This is a genomic window from Rhizobium sp. ERR 1071 (assembly GCF_007828675.1).
Classification (GTDB): domain Bacteria; phylum Pseudomonadota; class Alphaproteobacteria; order Rhizobiales; family Rhizobiaceae; genus Rhizobium; species Rhizobium dioscoreae.
On the sequence record NZ_VITM01000005.1, the window covers coordinates 364,762 to 382,712 of the forward strand.

Consider the following 17,951-nt stretch of genomic DNA (forward strand, 5'->3'; position numbering starts at 1 on the left):
CAGTGAATTGTAATGTTGGGAAAGCTATGCTTGGTTCGCTGCAGGGCGAGCCCTGCGTGCCAGCTCGAAAGAAGGATTGATATTGTTGCGCATATTCGGGCGAGGAGCCGGCTGGCCCCGCTGGCTGTCCGTTCTCTTGGTGGCGGTTCCGCTAAGCTTGCCAGGCATGGAGGCATTCTGTCGCATACATAACAGTGTTCTGGTCGAAGATGCCGGCAGCTTGCGGCCGCTGCGCGACATCTATGCGGTCGTTGCGCGCGAAATGCCGGGAAAGGTGCTTCGCATCAAGCGGGTTCGCCGGGCTGGGCGTCAGGCCTATGCCGTGCGCGTGTTGAAGCCGGATGGCAAACGTGGTGATATAGTGCTCGACGGCGCAACGCTTGCCGTGATCGAGAGACGCTGAGAATGCGCATTCTGATTGCTGAAGATGAGCCCAGTATCGTGGCGGACATGCGCCGCTGCCTGGAGGATCAGCATTATGTCGTCTCGAGCGTGAGCAACGGAGAGGAAGCTTGGTATCGTGGCGATATCGAGCACTTTGATCTTGTCATACTCGATCTCGGACTTCCAAAGCTTGATGGCCTGACGGTTCTGCGGCGCTGGCGCGCAGAAAAACGGGGTATGCCTGTTATCATACTGACGGCGCGCGACGGCTGGCGCGACAAGGTCGACGGCATGGATGCGGGTGCCGATGACTATCTGACCAAGCCCTTCCGTATGGAGGAGCTTCTGGCCCGCGTGCGCGCCCTCATGCGCCGCGCCGCCGGGCAATCTTCTCCCATCCTTTCCAATGGCGTGCTGGAGCTCGACACGCGCCAGCGCACCGTCTCGTTCCGCGGTCAGCCCGTTCAGGTGACCGCGCTGGAATACCGGCTTCTTGCCTATCTGATGCACAATGCCGGCACGGTGCTTTCCCGAACGCAGATCGCCGACAGCATCTATGACGAAGAGACGGAGCTTCTGTCGAACGCGCTCGAAGTGGTTGTCGCACGCCTCAGGCGCAAGTTCGACGGCACCGTCATCGAGACCCGGCGCGGCCAGGGCTACATTATCCCGCGCGAGGCGCCGCCGTCATGACACCGTTCTCGCTGCGAGGGCGGTTGCTGCTGGGTTCCGTGGTGGCGATCATCGTCGCAACCTTTCTGGCGGGGGTCGGCATCAATGCCATTTCCGGGCTGGCCGTCAGAGCTCTCGCCCTCTCGGAGATAGACGAGGAGTTGCGCGTTCTTCTCGCCGCGGTCGATATCAATTCGTCGAATCAGCTCTTCCTTGATGACACGCCGACTGATCCCCGCTTCGGCATTCCGAATGGTGGCTTCTATTGGCAGGTCGGCCGCAATGGCACTGTCGAGCTGCGCTCGCAATCGCTCTGGGAGCAGAATTTGCCTTGGCTGCGTGCCCGGCCTCGCGATGCCGGTCGGGCGACGGATATGAAAGGGCCAAATGGCAGCCGTCTTCTCGCCGTCGAACGATCCATTTCGATCCCCTCGGCCACGGGCGACCAGATGGTTGATATCGTCATGGCGCTCGACAACAGCGAGCTTGCACCGGCGCGCTGGCGCTTCTTCTATGCCATGGCGCCCTCTCTTGGCGTGCTGTCAGTCGCCCTGATCGGGGCAGTCGTGGTATTCCTGCGATACGGGCTGCGGCCGCTCAATGACCTGCGCACGGCCCTGATGGCGGTGCAGGAGCGGTCCGCGCGCAAGATCACTGGTCAGTTTCCGCGAGAAGTACAGCCTCTCGTGGACGACCTCAACGGGCTGCTCGCATCGCGTGAAACCCAACTGACACAGGCGCGTGCGCGCGCCGGCGATCTCGCGCATGGCCTGAAGACCCCGCTCGCGGCGCTTGAGGCGACCGCGCGTATTCTCTCCGAAGAGGGGATGTCGGAGCGGGCCGCGGCGATCCAGACGGAGGTGAGCCGGATGGAGGCGCAGATCAAGCGAACGCTTGCGCAAACCCGCGCAAGCCTCGCCGCCGCCCATACCGTTGGCGTCATGGATGCCAGCGCCGATCTCCAGAAGATCATCTCGGTCATGCGGCGTCTCTCGGCCGAGCGGAAAATCGATTTCGAGCTCGTGGCGCCGCCGGAGATGTGGCTGGCGATCGACGAGGCGGATTTTGCCGACATTACCGGCAATCTGATCGACAATGCCAGGAAATGGACGGCCGGCAAGGTCGAGGTTCGCCTGTCGCAGTTGCCCGAGGGCGTGGAACTGTGCATCGAGGACGATGGCCCGGGCCTGCCCGAGGATGCGGAAATGGCTTTCATCCGGCGCGGCAGGCGACTCGACGAAAGCATCGCCGGAACCGGCTTCGGGCTGGCGATCGCCAAGGATCTGGTCGAAGCCTATGACGGCAAGCTAACGCTCGCCCGTTCCAGCCTCGGAGGGCTGTCCGTCACCGTCAATTTGCCGACGCGGCTGGTCAAGGATAAGCAGACGGCGCTGGAGAACTAGTTCGCTATAGGCTCAAGCATTGCCGCCCGCCTTCTTGCTTTCGCAAGGCGGGCGGACGGATTGAATTTGGACCTTGTCGCCTCAGGCCGCGCGTCGGGTGCGTGTTTCGTTGGCGCCCTGCTCGCTAATGCGAAACTGTGCGAGCAGCTCGTTCAAGGTCGCGGCTTCCGACGCCAGACCGTGGCTTGCGGCCGTCTGCTGCTCGACCATGGCGGCGTTCTGCTGCGTGCCCTGATCCATGGTGTTGACCGCCGTGTTGATCTCCTGGAGACCTGTCGACTGTTCGCGCGAGGCCCGCACGATCGCTTCGATATTGCGGTTGATCTCCTGAACGTCCCGCACGATCACCTCAAGCGCTTCGCCCGTCTGGTTAACAAGGGTAACGCCGTTCTTGACCTGCTCGCCGGAGGCGGTGATCAGGGATTTGATCTCCTTTGCCGCCTGCGCGGAGCGCTGTGCGAGCTCGCGGACTTCCTGCGCGACCACGGCAAAGCCCTTGCCCGCCTCGCCGGCACGGGCTGCTTCGACACCGGCATTCAGCGCCAGAAGATTGGTCTGGAAGGCGATGTCGTCGATGACGCCGATGATGTTGGAGATCTCGCCGGAGGATTTTTCGATCATGTTCATGGCGCCGACGGCCTTTTCGACGATCTCGCCGGATTTTTCCGCGCCGCCGCGGGCTCGCGTGACGAGTTGGCCGACTTCTTCCGCCCGGCGGGCACTATCCTTGACCGTTGTCGTGATTTCCTCGAGGGCTGCCGCGGTCTCCTCGACAGAAGCGGCCTGTTGCTCGGTGCGGCGTGCAAGATTATCCGCGGCGGCGCGGATTTCTCCCGCACCGGTGTCGATTGCCTGGGCATTGCGCCCGACGGTCGCCATGGCGTCGTGGAGCCGTGCCACCGACGTATTGAAGTCGGTTCTCAGGCGGTCGAGATCACCGGCAAAGGGAACGTTAATGCGATGGACGAGATCGCCATTGGCAAGACGGCCAAGCCCATCGGCGAGCGACTGCACGGCGGAAGCGATCTGTTCCTCCTCAATGGCCCTGAGGGCTTCGCGGTCGCGCCGCTCCTGCTCGCTCAGCATCCGCGTATCTTCGGCCTCCTTCGCAAGGCGACCACGCTGAATCATGTTGTCCCTGAAGACAGCGACCGCCGCGGCCATGCGCCCGAGCTCATCCTTGCGATCGGTTCCTGGAATTTCGGCGGAAACGTCACCGCCGGCAAGCTTGCCCATGGCGCTCGTCATCTGCAGGACCGGGCGGACTACCAATCTCGACAGCAGCATCGCCAAGACGCCGATCAGGGCGACGACGCCGATAGCGGTCGCGGCGGTCGCAGCAATCCGGAATTTGGCGACGCCGGCAAAAGCAGCGTCGCGGTCGATCTGCACGCCGAGATACCAGTCGGTGCGCGGCAAGCCTTGAACGGGCAGGAAGCTGACAAGGACGGACTTGCCGTTGAAGATCGTTTCGGAAATGCCGGAGCCGATCGCAGGCGTTGCCTGCGGAAAGGCATCGGCGAGCTTCTTGGTGACCAGCTGCTGATCCTGATGGACAAGAATGGTTCCATCGTTCTTCACCAGGAATGCCGAACCTTTGCCGCCCATGGTGACCGACTTGATCATGGAGACGAGCGAACCGAGCGAGAAGTCGCTTGCGGCAACGCCGAACAGCTTGCCGTCGCGCTTGACCGGCATGGCGGCGCTGATGATGAGGTTGCCCGTCGAGGCGTCATTATAGGGATCGGTCAGGACCAGCTTGTCGGCCTTCACGGCATCCTTGTACCAGGGCCGCTTGCGCGGGTCGTAATCCGCCGGAAGCGGCTGATTGGGAACGCTGGTGAAGACGCCCTGCTCGTCTCCGACATAGGTGGACATGAATTCGCGCAGCAGAACGGGATTGTCGAAGGCGCCGCTGATGCCAGCCGGATTTCCAGCCTTGGCGGCGGCATTGGCGGCAAGTTCGGTCAGCATGACGCGTGCGCCCAGCCAGTTCGAGATACTCTGCGACGCCTGAAGACCGGAGGATTCGATCTCTCCCTTGACCGCTTCGCTGGCGGCCGTGCGCTGAAGGCTGTCTATGTAAATTGAAAAACCGGAGAGGGCGGCGATGACGACCAGAGATGCCACCACCAAAATTTTCGTCATCAAATTGAAACGGGTTTGCACGGGATCGGTCCTTTACGGTGATCCAGCGTGTCGATGATTGAAGAAGCCGACGCGCCGGATGGGCCAAACGTCATGGTCATTCCAGCAAATGCCGTCATGGCGCCGCGAATGTCTTGATGAGACATGCGGTCAGGTATGCTTGAGAAGCGTTAAGGTGCCTTTAATCATGACCGATCGATGACCACTGGGGAAGAAGCAGGCAGCAGATGCCATATTCTTAGCCCAATGAAACCTCAACCTGCGATAGCCTTCAGGTATCTCTCAGTAGAACGTTCCACCACGCGATTGCCGTCGATCTCGATCGTTCGACCGGGGAATGCACCGTATATCGCTTCGAACCGATAGGGTCGAACCGCTTCCGATATCGCCGTCACGGCCTTGGCGTCGAGCGGAACGAGGTTTGGGTAGCTGCGCATGAAGCTGACGAACTGGCGGTCCATGGTCACCTGCATCGTGTCGCCGACGAAGAGCGCGCCGCGCCCGCCTTCGAGCCAAGGGCAATAGAGCACGCAACTGCCGTCGAAATGGCCGCCGCAACGGATCATGGTCGCCTGGCCAATCGACAGTGTCTCGCCTGTCCATGGATGTAGCGCCCCATCGCGCCTTTGCACCCATTCGCTATCGTTGGCGTGGATATGGATCGGCACGCTGACGCCGGCGGCGCTCCATTCGGTCATCGACGAATAGAAATGAGGGTGGGAGATCGCGATCGCGCTTAAGCCGCCCATGGCGGTGATCCGTGCCTTGCTAGGCTCGTCGATAAGGCTGAGGCAGTCCCAGAGGATATTGCCGTCAGGTCCTTCGATCAGAAAGGCGCGCTGGCCAATGCCGAAATGAGGCGAGATCTGCAGACTGTGGACGCCTTCCGCTTCCTCGTTCCAGATTACCTCATGCTTCTGGCCGAGGCTCGCCATGTCTGTCCATTCCTGTCCCGATTGAGGTACGAACTGGCGCTCGTCTTCGCAGATTGGGCAGGCCAGAGGTGGTCCGTCGCCTTCGTCGAACTGTGTGCCGCATGTGATGCAGATAAAATGCGTCATCTCGAACTCCTCGCCAGTCTGTCTTTCCAGCCTGCGACCACGGACCCGCCGCACGGCAAGTGAAGGCTTCTGTGCTATATTGGCCAGACCTTGGACGGATCAAAGCAAAAAGGCGACGCAACAACCCTCAGACGATCTCGTTGGAGACAGAAAATCGTCGCTTTCAGGCCGACCTTTCTTGGGAAAATGGATATTCCTAACGAATGGTGGTAGGATTCATGGCAATCCTATATCTATGATTTTTAACGTAAAAATTCTTATTTCATCGATTTATGACAATCTGACCTTGCAAAAGGCGCCAAGACAAAGAAACATAGTCGGCTAATGAAAGTTTAGATAATCGCGATATTGATGCCCAGCATCGTAGGCATATGGAGGACCACTATGGCGCTTATTCTCGGCCTCGTTGCTCTGGCCGGCCACATCGCCCTTCTGCTCTGGGGCACGCGCATGGTCCAGACCGGTATCCAGCGCACATTCGGGCCTGATCTGCGCTCTTTTCTCGGCCGGGCGCTCAGCAATCGCACGAAGGCTTTTTTTGCGGGCATCGGTGTCACCGCCATCCTGCAGAGCAGTACGGCAACCGGCCTGATGGCCTCCGGCTTCGCGGCGGGCGGCCTGGTGGATCTCGTGCCGGCACTTGCCGTCATGCTGGGAGCCAATGTCGGCACGACCCTGATCGTTCAGGTGTTGTCTTTCAATGTCGCGGCGGCTTCGCCGGCGCTAATCCTGATCGGCGTGCTGATGTTCCGCCGAACCGGGAATTCACGCGTGCACGATCTTGGCCGCGTCATGATTGGGCTTGGCTTCATGCTTCTGGCACTGCATCAGCTCCTCGACCTGATGACGCAGTATGAGGGGTCGAAGGCGCTCGCCTACGTCCTTGATGCGATCGCCGCGACGCCGGTGCTGAGTATGCTTCTCGCAGCTATTCTGACATGGGCCGCCCATTCCAGCGTGGCTGTGGTTCTGCTCATCATGTCGCTTGCAAGCAAGGGGCTCATCGATGTCGATCAGGCCTTTGCTCTCGTTCTCGGTGCCAATCTCGGCACCGCGATCAACCCACTCATCGAAGGGCAGTCGGGAGCGGATCTATCGGTGAAGCGTTTGCCCATCGGCAATATGCTGACACGCATTGTCGGTGTGATCGCGATGATCGCCCTGTTGGAGCCAGCCGCACGTCTGTCGGCGATGATCGATGGCGACAGCGCCCGAGCTGTCGCCAATTTTCATACCGCCTTCAATGTCGTTTTGGCCGTGGTGTTCATGCCGCTATTGCGGCCCTATGCCGATCTATTGACCAAATTGCTGCCGCGGAAGATCGACGAGGCCGATCCGACGCGCCCGAGATATCTTGATCCGGCGGCCAAGGAAACGCCCGTGGTTGCTCTCGGCGCGGCAGCGCGCGAGGCGCTGAGACTGGTCGACGTGCTCTCGGAAATGCTTGCGGGCGCCAAGTCTGCCTTATCGGACACGGATCGAAAGGCGCTGACGCGATTGCGATCGCTGGACAATATCCTCGACAGCCTGAACACGGCCGTAAAGACCTATCTGACATCGATCGATCCCGACGAGCTTGGAGAAGCCGACCGGCGGCGTCTGAACGAGATCCTGCTGTTTTCGATGAACATGGAACATGCCGGCGACGTGCTCGACCAGAACCTTCTGCCGCACCTGGCAAAACGCCTGCGTCGCGGTTTGAGTTTCTCGAAGGAAGGACAGCTCGAACTGGCGACATTGTTCGACCGATTGCAGTCGAACCTCCAGACGGCGGCTGCCCTGTTCATGACGCAGAATGAAAGTGCCGCCCGTATGCTGGCGGAGGAGAAGGTGATTTTCCGCAAGGCGGAGCGCGAGGGGACGGAAGCCCATTTCCAGCGCTTGCGCCAGGGCGGGATCGAGACCGCCGAGACCAGCTCGCTTCACCTCGACCTTCTGCGCGACCTCAAGCAGATCAATTCCCACCTCGTCGCCGCCGCAGCATATCCCGTTCTGGAGGAGCGCGGCGAACTCTTGCAAAGCCGGACGCCGAGCCCGGTGCCACCGGTTGCAGTGACTGCACATGACTAAAAGATCTATTTCAGCCGTCTGTCGGGCGGTTGGGCCGGAATGCGCGGCGCCGATGTGGCTTCGATATGCCCATTGGTGACAGCTGCCCCGTCGGTCGCAGCGCTGCGCCATCAAAAGTTCCTTTGACCCCATCGTGAGAGCCATCGTGTAGGGAGGTAGTCAGCCAGATCGCTGGGACCTGCAGGTCCTGGCTTATGTGGGGACCCTGAGCCTTTATCATAGATAGTCAGATACTCGCTTCTGTAGGACAGCGTCCGTCAGGGGGCTCGCCGCCAATTTCGTCGCGAAGGCGCGACCGGGATGGAGAACGTCCCACGGCGAGCGATATTGCGTCGCGACGGTCTGATGCAGGTCAAAGGCTGCTTCCTTGCCGTAACCACGACCCATGGCCTCCTTCGCCAGTTCGAAGCGATGCGTGGCGCTTGGGAACCAATGGCCGAAATGCCTGATCATTTCAGCCTCGACGACCTCTGGATCCTGTGGCTTGGGTTTGGCGCGGGGAAGACCCGGCGTTTCGTAGAGCAGGATGCCGTCACGGGCGATGTCCACGAAGAAGGGTCAACCATACGCGAGCTGCTTATTGAGGTCCGTGACGGAATGAACGATGAAGTTGACCGGCGTTGCCAGATGTCTGGTGACCGTCAGTTCCCGTAGGAAGCGATCGATACCCCGGTACCAGAAACGTGGATCGGCAAAGGTTTCAGTCGTAACGACGACGAGCAGGTTATATTCGGAACGACCATCGTTTTCGCGGTCCTCTACCCAGTCACAGCGTGCAAAAGGGCTAAAGAGAAGCAGTTTGAGGATACGTCCACCCTTCTCCGTGTCCGACAGTCTGCTCTTTTGCACGTCCTCGAATTCATCGAACAGGATTCGCGCGATCCGTTCCAGTTCACGACGCCTGTTCTCGGGAAGATGGCTGAGGCGTTCAGTAAGGGTCACAGACACGGCAGCCCTCGGTGCAAATGTGCCGTGGAGGGCTTTGCCGTCTTATTTCCCCGAGCAGGCTTTTCATGATGCGCCGCCATTGGCTCCCGGGAGCCGGTCGCTTCCGGGCATGAAGAGACCCGGCTGTAGGGCTTGCCCGATGCGCACCAAATCGGCCAGCGCCGCGCTCACTTGCAGCGAGGGGAAGTCTGGGCCTTTGTCGAAGTGTTCGCCTCCGCACAAGATCACATCAAGCTTGCCGGGCACACCAGCAACCGTCGTGGCCGGCATGGCCATCAGGGCGTCGGCCAACTTCATTTCCATGCGGTCAGATTGGATCTCGGCTTTCTCGACACGACTATATCCCAAAGCGTCATCCAGACGATCCCAAACTTCCTGCCGTTCCCGGAAGGCGGCTATTGCTTGCGCCTTCACGGGCTCATGCCCGGCTGCATCGCCGCATATTCGGTCTATGTCTTCCAGGCTGAACGCACGCACCGGCTTCTTTTTTCCGGGCAGTGTGATTTCCACCTGCGGAAATCCGACGGCGGCGACCATCCTGCTTTCAAGGTCCAGCTGTATGTTCCAAAGCCGCTGCGTTTCATTGTGTGCCGCCAGCCATTGCCGCCAAAGGTCCAGCGCGGGATCGGAGACAACATCGCCGGCCAGCGCCTCGGCGGCGGCCGCGCCATAGTCGAACGGCCATGTCGCCGTGGCTGCCATCGTGCCCGTCAGCAACATCCTGCGCGTGACGGAAGACAAAGTCGTGTTATTGTCAGAATCAGCCATGATCTGAGCTCCATACAGCTTGGTTGTGGTCAGGCTGGGCGCGGTGCGCGAACACCGTGTTCAGCCGCGTTAAGGGCGATTGATCCTTTTGGATCATACCGAAATGATCTAAAGGGATCAATGGGCTTTGGTAACAGCAGGACAGATGCGGGCAGCTCGCGCATTGATTGGAATATCACAGGCAGAGCTTGCTCGTCGGGCCGGCGTCTCTGTGCCGACGATTAAGCGTTGCGAAAGTGAGGGCGAGAACATACCCGTCGTATCTTCCGAAACTCAGCGGAAGATATGTTCTGCTCTTGAAGCTGAAGGCATAGAGTTCATCCCGGAGAACGGCGGTGGTCCGGGCGTGCGATTGGCGAAGAAGACCACGCGTTGAGGCCGGAACAGCGATTGTAAGTTTTTCCTTTTTTCCGCCGTCTCTACGCACCAGTACGACGACGGCTAAATACCTATTGCAAAAGGGTAAATCTTGATTTCTCCCTGGTTCAGGAACAACCAGCAGGGGGCAGCGCTGCCATGCCCGTGCCAGACCGTATCATCCGCTTGAATACCGTGCGTTTCCGCACGGGTCTTTCCCGCTCCACCATCTACCGCAAGATCGCCGAGGGTACGTTTCCCGCGCAGATCAGGATCAGCGTCAACGGCGCGGGATGGCATGAATCCGAGATCAACCGCTGGATCGCAAACCCCGTCGCATGGCGGCGGCCGAAGGGAAAGCGCGATGATGGCCGATGATAGAAAGCTCAATGACAGAGAGGAGCTGGCGAATGACAATCAACCGCCTGATGGACAGGAGGGAGCAGGCAAGGCCGAGGCTTCCGAGCGGCTGAACGCGATTGTGCTGTCCATTGCCCGGTTGATCGGCAGGCAGATGGCGCGGGAACACTTCGAAGCGTTGCGGGCTGCCAGTGACAATCGGGGCAGAAGCGAAGACAGCGCAGAGGATGACAATGGATAATGGGATCCACCATTCAAAACATTGACATCCTATGGGATGTCTATAAATTCTCTGCCATGAGGCTGGTTCTGGATACCAATGTGATCGTAGCGGCGTTCCGCAGCCGGAATGGCGCAAGCAACCTGCTTCTGCGCTTTGCTGATCGGGGCATGGTGACGCCGCTTTGTTCGACGGCGGTGTTTCTGGAGTATGAGGCGGTGTTGAGCCGCGAGGAAACCCGACAGGCGACCGGACACAGCCTTGAGGATGTCGCTTCGGTGATGAGCGCGCTTGCCGCCATTGCCGAGGGCGTCGATATCTCGTTTCGGACGCGACCGATGCTCTCCGATGTCGCCGACGAAATGGTGCTGGAAGCTGCCTTAAACGGACAGGCTGAGGCCATCGTGACGTATAACGTCAAGGATTTCCGTCCGGCGCTTGGATTGGGCGTGACCGTGATAACACCGGGAGAGATTGTCAGGAGACTGAACACATGACGCAGACCCAACGCTATAAATACCCGCTGCAACTGCCGCAGTCGCTCAAGGAGACGGCGGCGCGTCTGGCACAAGAAGACGGCGTGTCCCTCAATCAGTGGATTATTTCTGCGGTCGCGCAGAAGATCGGGGCCGTTGAGACGGCCAGCGAATTCCTGAAAGCGCGTGCAGGTACGACGAAGCGCGGTGCGCTGACAGGCTTGCTGGACAAAGCGCCGGATGTGCCGCCGCTGAAGGAAGACACCATCTGATGCAATGCATCGGGCCTGAACGGATGCGGTGAAAGCCTTTTTGCTTGCTGGAGTGGGCCGGAACGAAACGGCGCCCACAAGCGCCCACGAAAGTGGCGCAACTCTCTACGGTCACCACATAGGCGGCGATTCCATTGACAACAGATTGTAGCCGCCGTGGCCGCCTATGATTCTATGAGGCGCTCGGCGCTGAACTTGTCCGTTATCAGCGTATCGATAACTCCGATCCTCAGGGCGCCGGCGATCGCCGCTGTCTTCTTCGCTCCGCCGGCAAGCGCGATGACCCGATCGACCCGTTCGAGATCTTCTAGCGGGAAGCCGATCACGCGCTCATCGAGCGGCGTTTTGACAGGCTTGCCGTCCTTGTCGAAGAACCGCAGCGATATATCGCCGACCGCACCGGCCTCGGCAAGATCGGCGAGCTCCCGCGACGAGAAGATATTGCCGGATCTCGCCAGCAGTTCCGACGGCTCCACGGCGCCGATGCCGACGATGGCGAGCGTGATGCTGCCGAAAAGATCCATGGTCTCCCGCACGAACGGATCCGCCTGCATCAGGAGTTTAGCCTCGCGCGAGGTCGTAACACCCTGTACTGGAAGAAGCTTCGGTTCGGCGCCGGTCAGTCGAGCGAGGCGGGTGGTCAGCTGGGTGGCATGAGTCTGGACCGACGGGTCGCCCATGCCGCCCAGCGTCTGAACGACGTACTTGGCCTGGGCGCTCTTTTGCGGATGAATGTTTTCCACCATCCTGAAGATCGTCTGGCTCCAGCTCGACACGCCGATGATTTCGCCGGGTGCAAGCGTCACCTCCAAAAGATGCGCGGCGGCTTCGCCGATCCGGGCCATGATGGCGCCGTCGCGGTCCTCCGTGCATTCGACGACGATTGCCTCGGGGAGACCGTACTTCTCGCGCAGCGCTCCTTCGAGTTCGCTGTAGGTGCCAACGGGCGGAATGACGCTCGTGCGAACGATATCTTCCGCCTCGGCCCGTTTCAGCATTCGCGACACCGTCGCCTGCGACAGGCGAAGGTGCTGCGCGATATCCGCCTGCCGCTTGCCCTCTATATGGTACATCTGGGCAACTCTTGAGATGAGGCGGAGTTCGTTAAGGCGAGCCATCGTTGATCCCGGGGTGAATTTTTATTCACCTTTAACCGGAGTTGCGCGCAACGTCGAGCGGGCCAGCGCATCATTCCACCTGTTCAGGAGGCCTGTACTGTCGATGTTCTCCGGCTCGATGATCTTATTGTTTCTCGGAAGCGCCGCGATGGCGACGAGATCCGGCCACAGGCCTATCGAGAGACCTGCGAGATGGGCTGCCCCTAGAGCGGAGGCTTCCGGTGCCTCGCACTGGATGATGGCGTGCCTCACCAGGTTTGATACGCACTGCATGAGAAAGTGGTTCTGGCTCGGGCCGCCGTCGACATAAAGCGTGCCGAGATCGTCACCGCTCTGCGCCCGCATGGCCGTAATCACGTCATGAACCTGGAAAGCGATCGAGTCAGTAACCGAGCGCGCCATCTGCGCGCGGGTTGTGCTGAAGTTGATCTGTGAGAAAAGGGCACGGGCGTCGGAATTCCAGTAAGGGGCGCCCAAACCGACGAAGGCGGGCACGAAGCCCGGGCCATCAGGCTCAGCGGTCGCCGCTAGGTCGATAAGGGAGCCAACATCCGGAAGGCCCAGGATGCCGGCCATCCAGGGCAGGCTCGCGGCGCACACGAGGATATTGCCTTCGAATGCGAAGGTCGGTTGTCCGGCGATGCGCCAGGCGACCGTCGTGGTGATGCCGTTGCGCGGCGCGATGAAGCGCGGAAGAGTGGTCATGACGGAAGACCCTGTTCCGAAGGTCGCCTTGCTGTCGCCCGGCTTGAAGGCCCCGTGTCCGAACAGGGCCGCATGGCTGTCCCCGATGGCCGATCTGATCGGCGTGCCGTCCGGAACGCCGGCAAGGCCGTGCGTTGTTCCGAAGTCCGCGGAACTGTCGAGTACCTCCGGAAGGAGCCGGATATCGACTCCGAAAATCGCACCCAATTCCCTGCTCCAGGTTTGGGCCTCAAGGTCGAACAACTGGCTTCGCGCGGCGTTCGAGGCGTCGCAGACATGCTTGCGACCGCCGGTAAGGCAGTGAACGAGCCAGCTGTCGATCGTTCCGATGCGGGCCTTTTTCCCATGCGCGACCCGATCGAGAAGCCATCGGAATTTCGGACCAGGAAACATCGGATCAAGGGGGAGGCCGGTCAGCGCCTCGACGCGCTTGAGATGTCCGTCCGCGATAAGACGCTCGCAATCCGACGCGGTGCGCCGGCATTGCCAGCTCAAGACCGGTCCGAGCGCCTTGCCAGTTTCGGCATCCCAAATGGTGACGGATTCCCGCTGATTGGAGATCGCTATCGCTTCGATTGTCGCGACGGGCGCGCTTCGCAGGCATAGTGCGATCGCTTCACAGACGGATGCGTAAATCCGATCGGGATCCTGCTCGACCCAGCCGGGCCGCGGATAGGAGATGCCTACCGGAGCCGAGCCTCTGGCAATGATGTCTCCGCTCTCGGAGACCAGTACCGCCTTGGAATTGGTGGTTCCCTGGTCGATTGCCAGAATGGCCCGCATCATATCCTCCACCCGAGCATGGTACCGAAAAGTGTGAGCGGTTCTCGAACGACATCATGCTCTATTTCTTTGATTTCAAAGCGGATTCAGACTTTGGCTCTATTCCAGCTAAAATCATCCGCCTCCAATTACTGGAACCGACGGCAATCCGCCTCGGTTCCAATGCGTCTGTTTGTCTACTTGCGCTTGATAAGCGCTTGCGCGGCGTCGGCAATAGCTGGTGGGGCCATGCCGAATTCATCGAGCAGGAATTCGGCAGAACCGGTCGGCGCGTAGATGCCGGGAACGCCGAGGCGCGTCATCGGCACGGGGGCGTTGTCGACGACAACCTCGGCCACGGCCGATCCCAACCCGCCAAAGATCGAATGTTCTTCCGCCGTCACGATCGCGCCGGTTTCCTTGGCGGCGGCAATGATGGCATCCTCGTCGATCGGACGAACCGTGGCGAGATTGATCACCCTGGCCTCTATGCCGCGTCGCGCTAGGATATCGGCGGCCTTCACCATGCGATGGGTCAACGTTCCGTTCGCAATGAGCGTAACATCGGAACCTTCACGCAAGAGATTGGCCTTTCCAAGCTCGAACTTGTAGTCCTCCGGCAGCAGGTCGGGCACGCCGACCCGAGACAGGCGCAGGAAGCAAGGGCCATTGTAATTTGCCGCCCATTCCACCGCCGCCGCCGTCTCTATGCGGTCGCAAGGCGCGATCACGGGGAGGTTGGGCAGAACTCGGGTCCAGGCGAAATCCTCTATCGAGTGATGGGTCGGGCCGAGCTCCCCATAGGCCATGCCGGAGGAAATGCCGACGAGCTTGACGTTAGCGTTCGAGTAGGAGATGTCGGCCTTGATCTGCTCAAGCGATCGACCTGTGAGGAACGGTGACGCGCCGCAGACATAGGGGAGGCGTCCGCCATTGGCGAGGCCCGCGCCCACGCCGACCATGTTCTGCTCGGCGATGCCGACATTGACCAGCCGATCGGGGAATTTGGACTTGAAGCCGCCGAGCTTCGAAGAGCCGACCGAATCGTTGCAGACTGCGACGATCGTTTCGTTCTCGGCGGCAAGGCGTTCGAGCGTCGCTGCGAAAGCGTCTCGGCAATCATGGAGCTTGGGTGCGTTCACGGGCGCGTTCATTAAAGTGCCTCCGACAATTCTGCCAATGCGACTTCGTACTGTTCCTTGTTCGGAACCTTGTGGTGCCAGTCGACACGGTCCTGCATGAAAGAGATTCCGTGCCCCTTGTTGGTGTGGGCCACGATGCAGTGGGGGCGCTCGCTTCGGCGCTCGAGCGCCGGGACGACCTCGTGCATGTTGTTGCCGTCGATTTCGCTGACGTCCCAGCCAAAGGCTTCGAGCTTCGGGCGAAGAGGTGCTATGTCGTTCGTATCCGAAAGCGCGGCACCCTGCTGGAAACGGTTGTGGTCGACGATCAGGGTGAGGTTATCAAGCCGGAACTGCGCCGCGGCCATGATCGCCTCCCAGTTGGAGCCTTCCTGCATCTCGCCATCGCCGGTGATCACGTAGGTATGGTAGCCGGCCCCAGATAATTTCGCCGCCTTGGCCATGCCAACCGCGACCGGTAGGCCGTGTCCGAGAGGACCAGTATTGGTTTCGACGCCCGGCACCTTGTTGCAATTGGGGTGTCCATTGAGCCGCGAATGCGGCTTCAGGAACGTCGAAATCTCGTCTTCCGGGATGAAGCCGCGTTTCGCCAGAGTGACGTAGAGCGCGCACGCCGTATGTCCCTTCGACAGCACAAACCTGTCCCGATCGGGATGTTTCGGCTGATCCGGCCAGACGCGCAGCACGCGGAAATACAACGCGGTCAGAAGGTCGATCACGGACATCTCGCCGCCAATATGTCCGGCCCCTGCCTCGTAGACTGCCTGGAGGTCTCGCAGACGTATCTGGCGAGCAACACGTTCAAGTTCGGAAGGCTCCATTATTTCCTCGTGTGAATAAATATTCATCAGTTTATATTTTTGCACAGGAGGGCCGTTAGTCAAGCCCCCATATATCCATTGTCAGTAAAACAGGCAGATAAGACCCGGTTGACAGCGCCAAAGTGAGTTGGTAATGAATTTTCCAGCATATGTGAATAAATATTCTAGCTTGAAGTTCTAGCCGCCAGACATGGCCGCTAGCCTCAGGTCCCTGGGAGGAATGATGGTGGCGATCGACGTTAATGAACAGAGCCGTCCGTCCGTGGCATGGCTGAGAAAGCTCACCGGTGCTACCGGACCGCTTGTCGGATTGCTCGCTCTTTGCGTTTTCTTGAGCCTCAGCACCGATGCGTTTCTTTCGCTCCGCAACGGCCTCAACATTCTCGATCAGATCACCGTGCTCGGAATCATGGCCGTCGGCATGACTTTCGTCATCCTGATCGGCGGCATCGACCTTTCCGTCGGTTCGGTTCTTGCGCTGTCCATGATGGTCATGGGCTGGACGGCAAATATCGCCGGCCTGCCGCTTGCCGCCGGCATCGTGGTTGCACTTGCCGCCTCCGCGGTGAGCGGACTGATCGTCGGGCTTCTCGTCACTCTTTTCAGGGTTCCGGCCTTTATCGCAACTTTGGCTATGATGTCGGCCGCGCGGGGCGTCGCGAACATGATCACGGATGGCCAGCAGATCGTCGGATTTCCCGACTGGTTCATGATGCTCGCGATCGATCGCCATTTCGGCGTGCTGACGGCAACGGTCTTCCTGATGCTGGCGGTCGTCGCCGTGGCCTGGGTGTTCCTTCACTTCCGCTCCGAGGGGCGCATGCTCTATGCCGTGGGCGGCAATCCGGAAGTGGCTCGTCTCGCCGGCATCAATGTTCAGCTCGTGACGATTGCTGTCTATGTCGCAAGCGCGGTACTTGCCGGTCTTGCCGGTATCGTACTGGCGGCTCGTCTCGATTCCGTTCAGCCATCCAGCGGCTTTGGATACGAACTCGACACGATTGCGGCCGTCGTCATTGGTGGCACTTCGCTCTCCGGTGGGGCCGGCGGTATCGGCGGCACGCTGATCGGCGTCCTGATCATCGGTGTCCTGCGCAACGGTCTCAATCTTCTCAACGTCTCGCCATTCCTGCAGCAGGTCATCATTGGCATCGTCATCGTGCTCGCGGTCGGTGCGGAAACGATCCGCAGGCGGCGGGCCTGACATTCTGGCCCGCGTCCGGCGGATCCCAGCGATTTCCTCTCCGAAAGGTTTGGAGCGGATCATTTGCCCGAGGGGGAGGATATGCCCAAGGGTTCACTAAAAAAGGAGGAAATGAAATGAAACTTGCGCGCATACTTCTGGCCTCGGCCGCCGTGCTGGCCATGTCGTTGGGCTCTGTTCAGGCAAAAGACACCAAGAAGATCGGTCTGGCGGTCGCGAACCTGCAGGCAAACTTCTTCAACCAGATCAAGCAGTCCGTCGAGGATGAGGCCAAGAAGCGTGGCATTCAGGTCGTCACCGTGGATGCCAAGGGCGATGGTCCGACGCAGATCAACCAGATTCAGGATCTGCTCACCCAGAATATCGACGCCTTGATCTATATTCCGGCCGGTGCCGCTGCCGCGAGTGTTCCGGTAAAGCTCGCCAAGAATGCCGGTATTCCTGTCGTCAACGTCGACCGCAATGCCGACGGCGCGCCGGGCGACACTTTCCTTGCAACGGATTCTGTCGCGTCGGCCAAGGCCGTTTGTGACTACATCCTCAGGCAGGCCGGCGGCAAGGGCAAGATGGTGATCATCCACGGCCAGAAGGGCACGACGCCTGAAGTCGACCGCAGCAAGGGTTGCGGCGAATCGCTGAAGGCAAACCCCGGCGTGAAGGTGGTTGCCGAGCAATATTCCAACATGTGGGCCCAGGACGAGGGCTTCCAGATCATGCAGAACATGCTTCAGGCAAATCCCGACGTATCGATCGTGTTTGCTCAGGCCGACGCGCTTGCCCTCGGCGCCGCGCAGGCGATCAAGGTTGCAAACCCGTCCCAGAAGATCGTTGTCGGCGGCTTCGACGGCGATACGGCGGCTCTGGAAGCGCTCAGCAAGGGTGTCTTCGATGTGACCGCGACGCAGCAGACGCAGAAGATGGGCCGCGACGCGGTCGCGAATGCCGTCAAGCTCGTCGCCGGCGAGAAGGTGCCCGCGGTGCAGCTCATGGACGCCACGCTGACGACCAAGGAAAACGTGGCCGGCTTCATCGCCAACCACCCGTAATCGTCCTGAAATCT

The 17,951-nt window shown here is 60.2% G+C and carries 20 protein-coding genes; 11 read left to right on the forward strand and 9 right to left on the reverse strand.

Translation table 11 applies throughout. The features are described from left to right. Nucleotides 1-85: 85 nt before the first annotated feature. Genes FBZ99_RS19965 through FBZ99_RS19975 form a run of 3 tightly spaced genes read left to right on the forward strand, consistent with a single transcriptional unit; the run spans nucleotide 86 to nucleotide 2,459 of the window. A complete protein-coding gene (locus FBZ99_RS19965; RefSeq protein ID WP_246661149.1) occupies nucleotides 86-403 on the forward strand; it encodes a PepSY domain-containing protein in 318 nt (105 codons plus the stop codon). 2 nt (nucleotides 404-405) lie between these two features. Then, nucleotides 406-1,077: a response regulator transcription factor gene (locus FBZ99_RS19970; RefSeq protein ID WP_113353208.1), complete on the forward strand. Its 672-nt coding sequence runs from the start codon at nucleotides 406-408 to the stop codon at nucleotides 1,075-1,077. After that, on the forward strand, nucleotides 1,074-2,459 hold the full coding sequence (locus tag FBZ99_RS19975) for an ATP-binding protein (RefSeq protein ID WP_145634480.1): 1,386 nt from the start codon (nucleotides 1,074-1,076) through the stop codon (nucleotides 2,457-2,459). Before FBZ99_RS19970 ends, FBZ99_RS19975 begins: the two co-directional genes overlap by 4 nt. Nucleotides 2,460-2,540: 81 nt before the next feature. Here the strand turns inward: FBZ99_RS19975 and mcpU are convergent, their stop codons facing one another. Beyond that, a complete protein-coding gene (gene mcpU / locus FBZ99_RS19980) occupies nucleotides 2,541-4,607 on the reverse strand; it encodes a methyl-accepting chemotaxis protein McpU (protein ID WP_145634482.1) in 2,067 nt (688 codons plus the stop codon). Between the two features lie 254 nt (nucleotides 4,608-4,861). Further along, on the reverse strand, nucleotides 4,862-5,668 hold the full coding sequence (locus FBZ99_RS19985) for an MBL fold metallo-hydrolase (RefSeq protein WP_113353205.1): 807 nt from the start codon (nucleotides 5,666-5,668) through the stop codon (nucleotides 4,862-4,864). Between the two features lie 384 nt (nucleotides 5,669-6,052). Between FBZ99_RS19985 and FBZ99_RS19990 the strand changes: the two genes are divergently transcribed. Further along, nucleotides 6,053-7,738, forward strand: coding sequence for a Na/Pi cotransporter family protein (locus FBZ99_RS19990; protein ID WP_113353204.1), 1,686 nt, complete (start codon nucleotides 6,053-6,055; stop codon nucleotides 7,736-7,738). A gap of 216 nt (nucleotides 7,739-7,954) precedes the next feature. On the opposite strand, the gene FBZ99_RS19995 is transcribed toward FBZ99_RS19990, so the two are convergent. From FBZ99_RS19995 to FBZ99_RS20005, 3 genes are all read right to left on the reverse strand, one after another. Continuing rightward, complete coding sequence (locus FBZ99_RS19995; RefSeq protein ID WP_113353203.1) at nucleotides 7,955-8,287, reverse strand: hypothetical protein; 333 nt, start codon at nucleotides 8,285-8,287, stop codon at nucleotides 7,955-7,957. Between the two features lie 9 nt (nucleotides 8,288-8,296). Continuing rightward, nucleotides 8,297-8,686 carry a hypothetical protein gene (locus FBZ99_RS20000; protein WP_145634484.1) on the reverse strand — a complete coding sequence of 130 codons (390 nt, stop codon included), beginning with the start codon at nucleotides 8,684-8,686 and terminating at the stop codon, nucleotides 8,297-8,299. Nucleotides 8,687-8,749: 63 nt separating this feature from the next. Beyond that, the gene (locus FBZ99_RS20005) at nucleotides 8,750-9,454 is read right to left on the reverse strand and encodes a hypothetical protein (protein WP_145634485.1); all 705 of its coding nucleotides are present in this window, start codon (nucleotides 9,452-9,454) and stop codon (nucleotides 8,750-8,752) included. 145 nt (nucleotides 9,455-9,599) lie between these two features. Here FBZ99_RS20005 and FBZ99_RS20010 point away from each other — a divergent pair, with 145 nt between their 5' ends. The 5 genes from FBZ99_RS20010 (at nucleotide 9,600) to FBZ99_RS20030 (ending at nucleotide 11,139) form a co-directional block, all read left to right on the forward strand. Continuing rightward, entirely contained in the window at nucleotides 9,600-9,830 is a 231-nt protein-coding gene (locus FBZ99_RS20010) for a helix-turn-helix domain-containing protein (RefSeq protein WP_233788507.1), read from the forward strand. A gap of 140 nt (nucleotides 9,831-9,970) precedes the next feature. Continuing rightward, complete coding sequence (locus FBZ99_RS20015) at nucleotides 9,971-10,189, forward strand: helix-turn-helix transcriptional regulator (protein WP_113353199.1); 219 nt, start codon at nucleotides 9,971-9,973, stop codon at nucleotides 10,187-10,189. Further along, nucleotides 10,176-10,412: a hypothetical protein gene (locus FBZ99_RS20020; protein WP_145321508.1), complete on the forward strand. Its 237-nt coding sequence runs from the start codon at nucleotides 10,176-10,178 to the stop codon at nucleotides 10,410-10,412. Before FBZ99_RS20015 ends, FBZ99_RS20020 begins: the two co-directional genes overlap by 14 nt. Beyond that, nucleotides 10,412-10,888 (forward strand): putative toxin-antitoxin system toxin component, PIN family, encoded by a 477-nt coding sequence (locus tag FBZ99_RS20025; RefSeq protein ID WP_233788508.1) that lies wholly within the window; start codon nucleotides 10,412-10,414, stop codon nucleotides 10,886-10,888. Before FBZ99_RS20020 ends, FBZ99_RS20025 begins: the two co-directional genes overlap by 1 nt. Then, a complete protein-coding gene (locus FBZ99_RS20030; protein WP_037155628.1) occupies nucleotides 10,885-11,139 on the forward strand; it encodes a toxin-antitoxin system HicB family antitoxin in 255 nt (84 codons plus the stop codon). The genes FBZ99_RS20025 and FBZ99_RS20030 overlap by 4 nt, the downstream gene beginning before the upstream one ends. A 164-nt stretch (nucleotides 11,140-11,303) precedes the next feature. Here the strand turns inward: FBZ99_RS20030 and FBZ99_RS20035 are convergent, their stop codons facing one another. The 4 genes from FBZ99_RS20035 to FBZ99_RS20050 all read right to left on the reverse strand — a co-directional run bounded on the left by FBZ99_RS20035 (nucleotide 11,304) and on the right by FBZ99_RS20050 (nucleotide 15,687). Beyond that, nucleotides 11,304-12,257, reverse strand: coding sequence for a sugar-binding transcriptional regulator (locus FBZ99_RS20035; protein WP_113353198.1), 954 nt, complete (start codon nucleotides 12,255-12,257; stop codon nucleotides 11,304-11,306). A gap of 21 nt (nucleotides 12,258-12,278) precedes the next feature. After that, nucleotides 12,279-13,745: an FGGY family carbohydrate kinase gene (locus FBZ99_RS20040; RefSeq protein ID WP_145634689.1), complete on the reverse strand. Its 1,467-nt coding sequence runs from the start codon at nucleotides 13,743-13,745 to the stop codon at nucleotides 12,279-12,281. 176 nt (nucleotides 13,746-13,921) lie between these two features. After that, nucleotides 13,922-14,878, reverse strand: a complete 957-nt coding sequence (locus FBZ99_RS20045) for a transketolase family protein (RefSeq protein WP_113353196.1) — start codon at nucleotides 14,876-14,878, stop codon at nucleotides 13,922-13,924. Further along, a complete protein-coding gene (locus FBZ99_RS20050; RefSeq protein WP_113331069.1) occupies nucleotides 14,878-15,687 on the reverse strand; it encodes a transketolase in 810 nt (269 codons plus the stop codon). The genes FBZ99_RS20045 and FBZ99_RS20050 overlap by 1 nt, the downstream gene beginning before the upstream one ends. A gap of 223 nt (nucleotides 15,688-15,910) precedes the next feature. Between FBZ99_RS20050 and FBZ99_RS20055 the strand changes: the two genes are divergently transcribed. Together FBZ99_RS20055 and FBZ99_RS20060 are read left to right on the forward strand one after the other, a co-directional pair. Beyond that, on the forward strand, nucleotides 15,911-16,891 hold the full coding sequence (locus FBZ99_RS20055; RefSeq protein ID WP_113331068.1) for an ABC transporter permease: 981 nt from the start codon (nucleotides 15,911-15,913) through the stop codon (nucleotides 16,889-16,891). A gap of 116 nt (nucleotides 16,892-17,007) precedes the next feature. Beyond that, nucleotides 17,008-17,937, forward strand: coding sequence for a sugar ABC transporter substrate-binding protein (locus FBZ99_RS20060; protein ID WP_145634488.1), 930 nt, complete (start codon nucleotides 17,008-17,010; stop codon nucleotides 17,935-17,937). The last annotated feature ends 14 nt before the right edge of the window (nucleotides 17,938-17,951 follow it).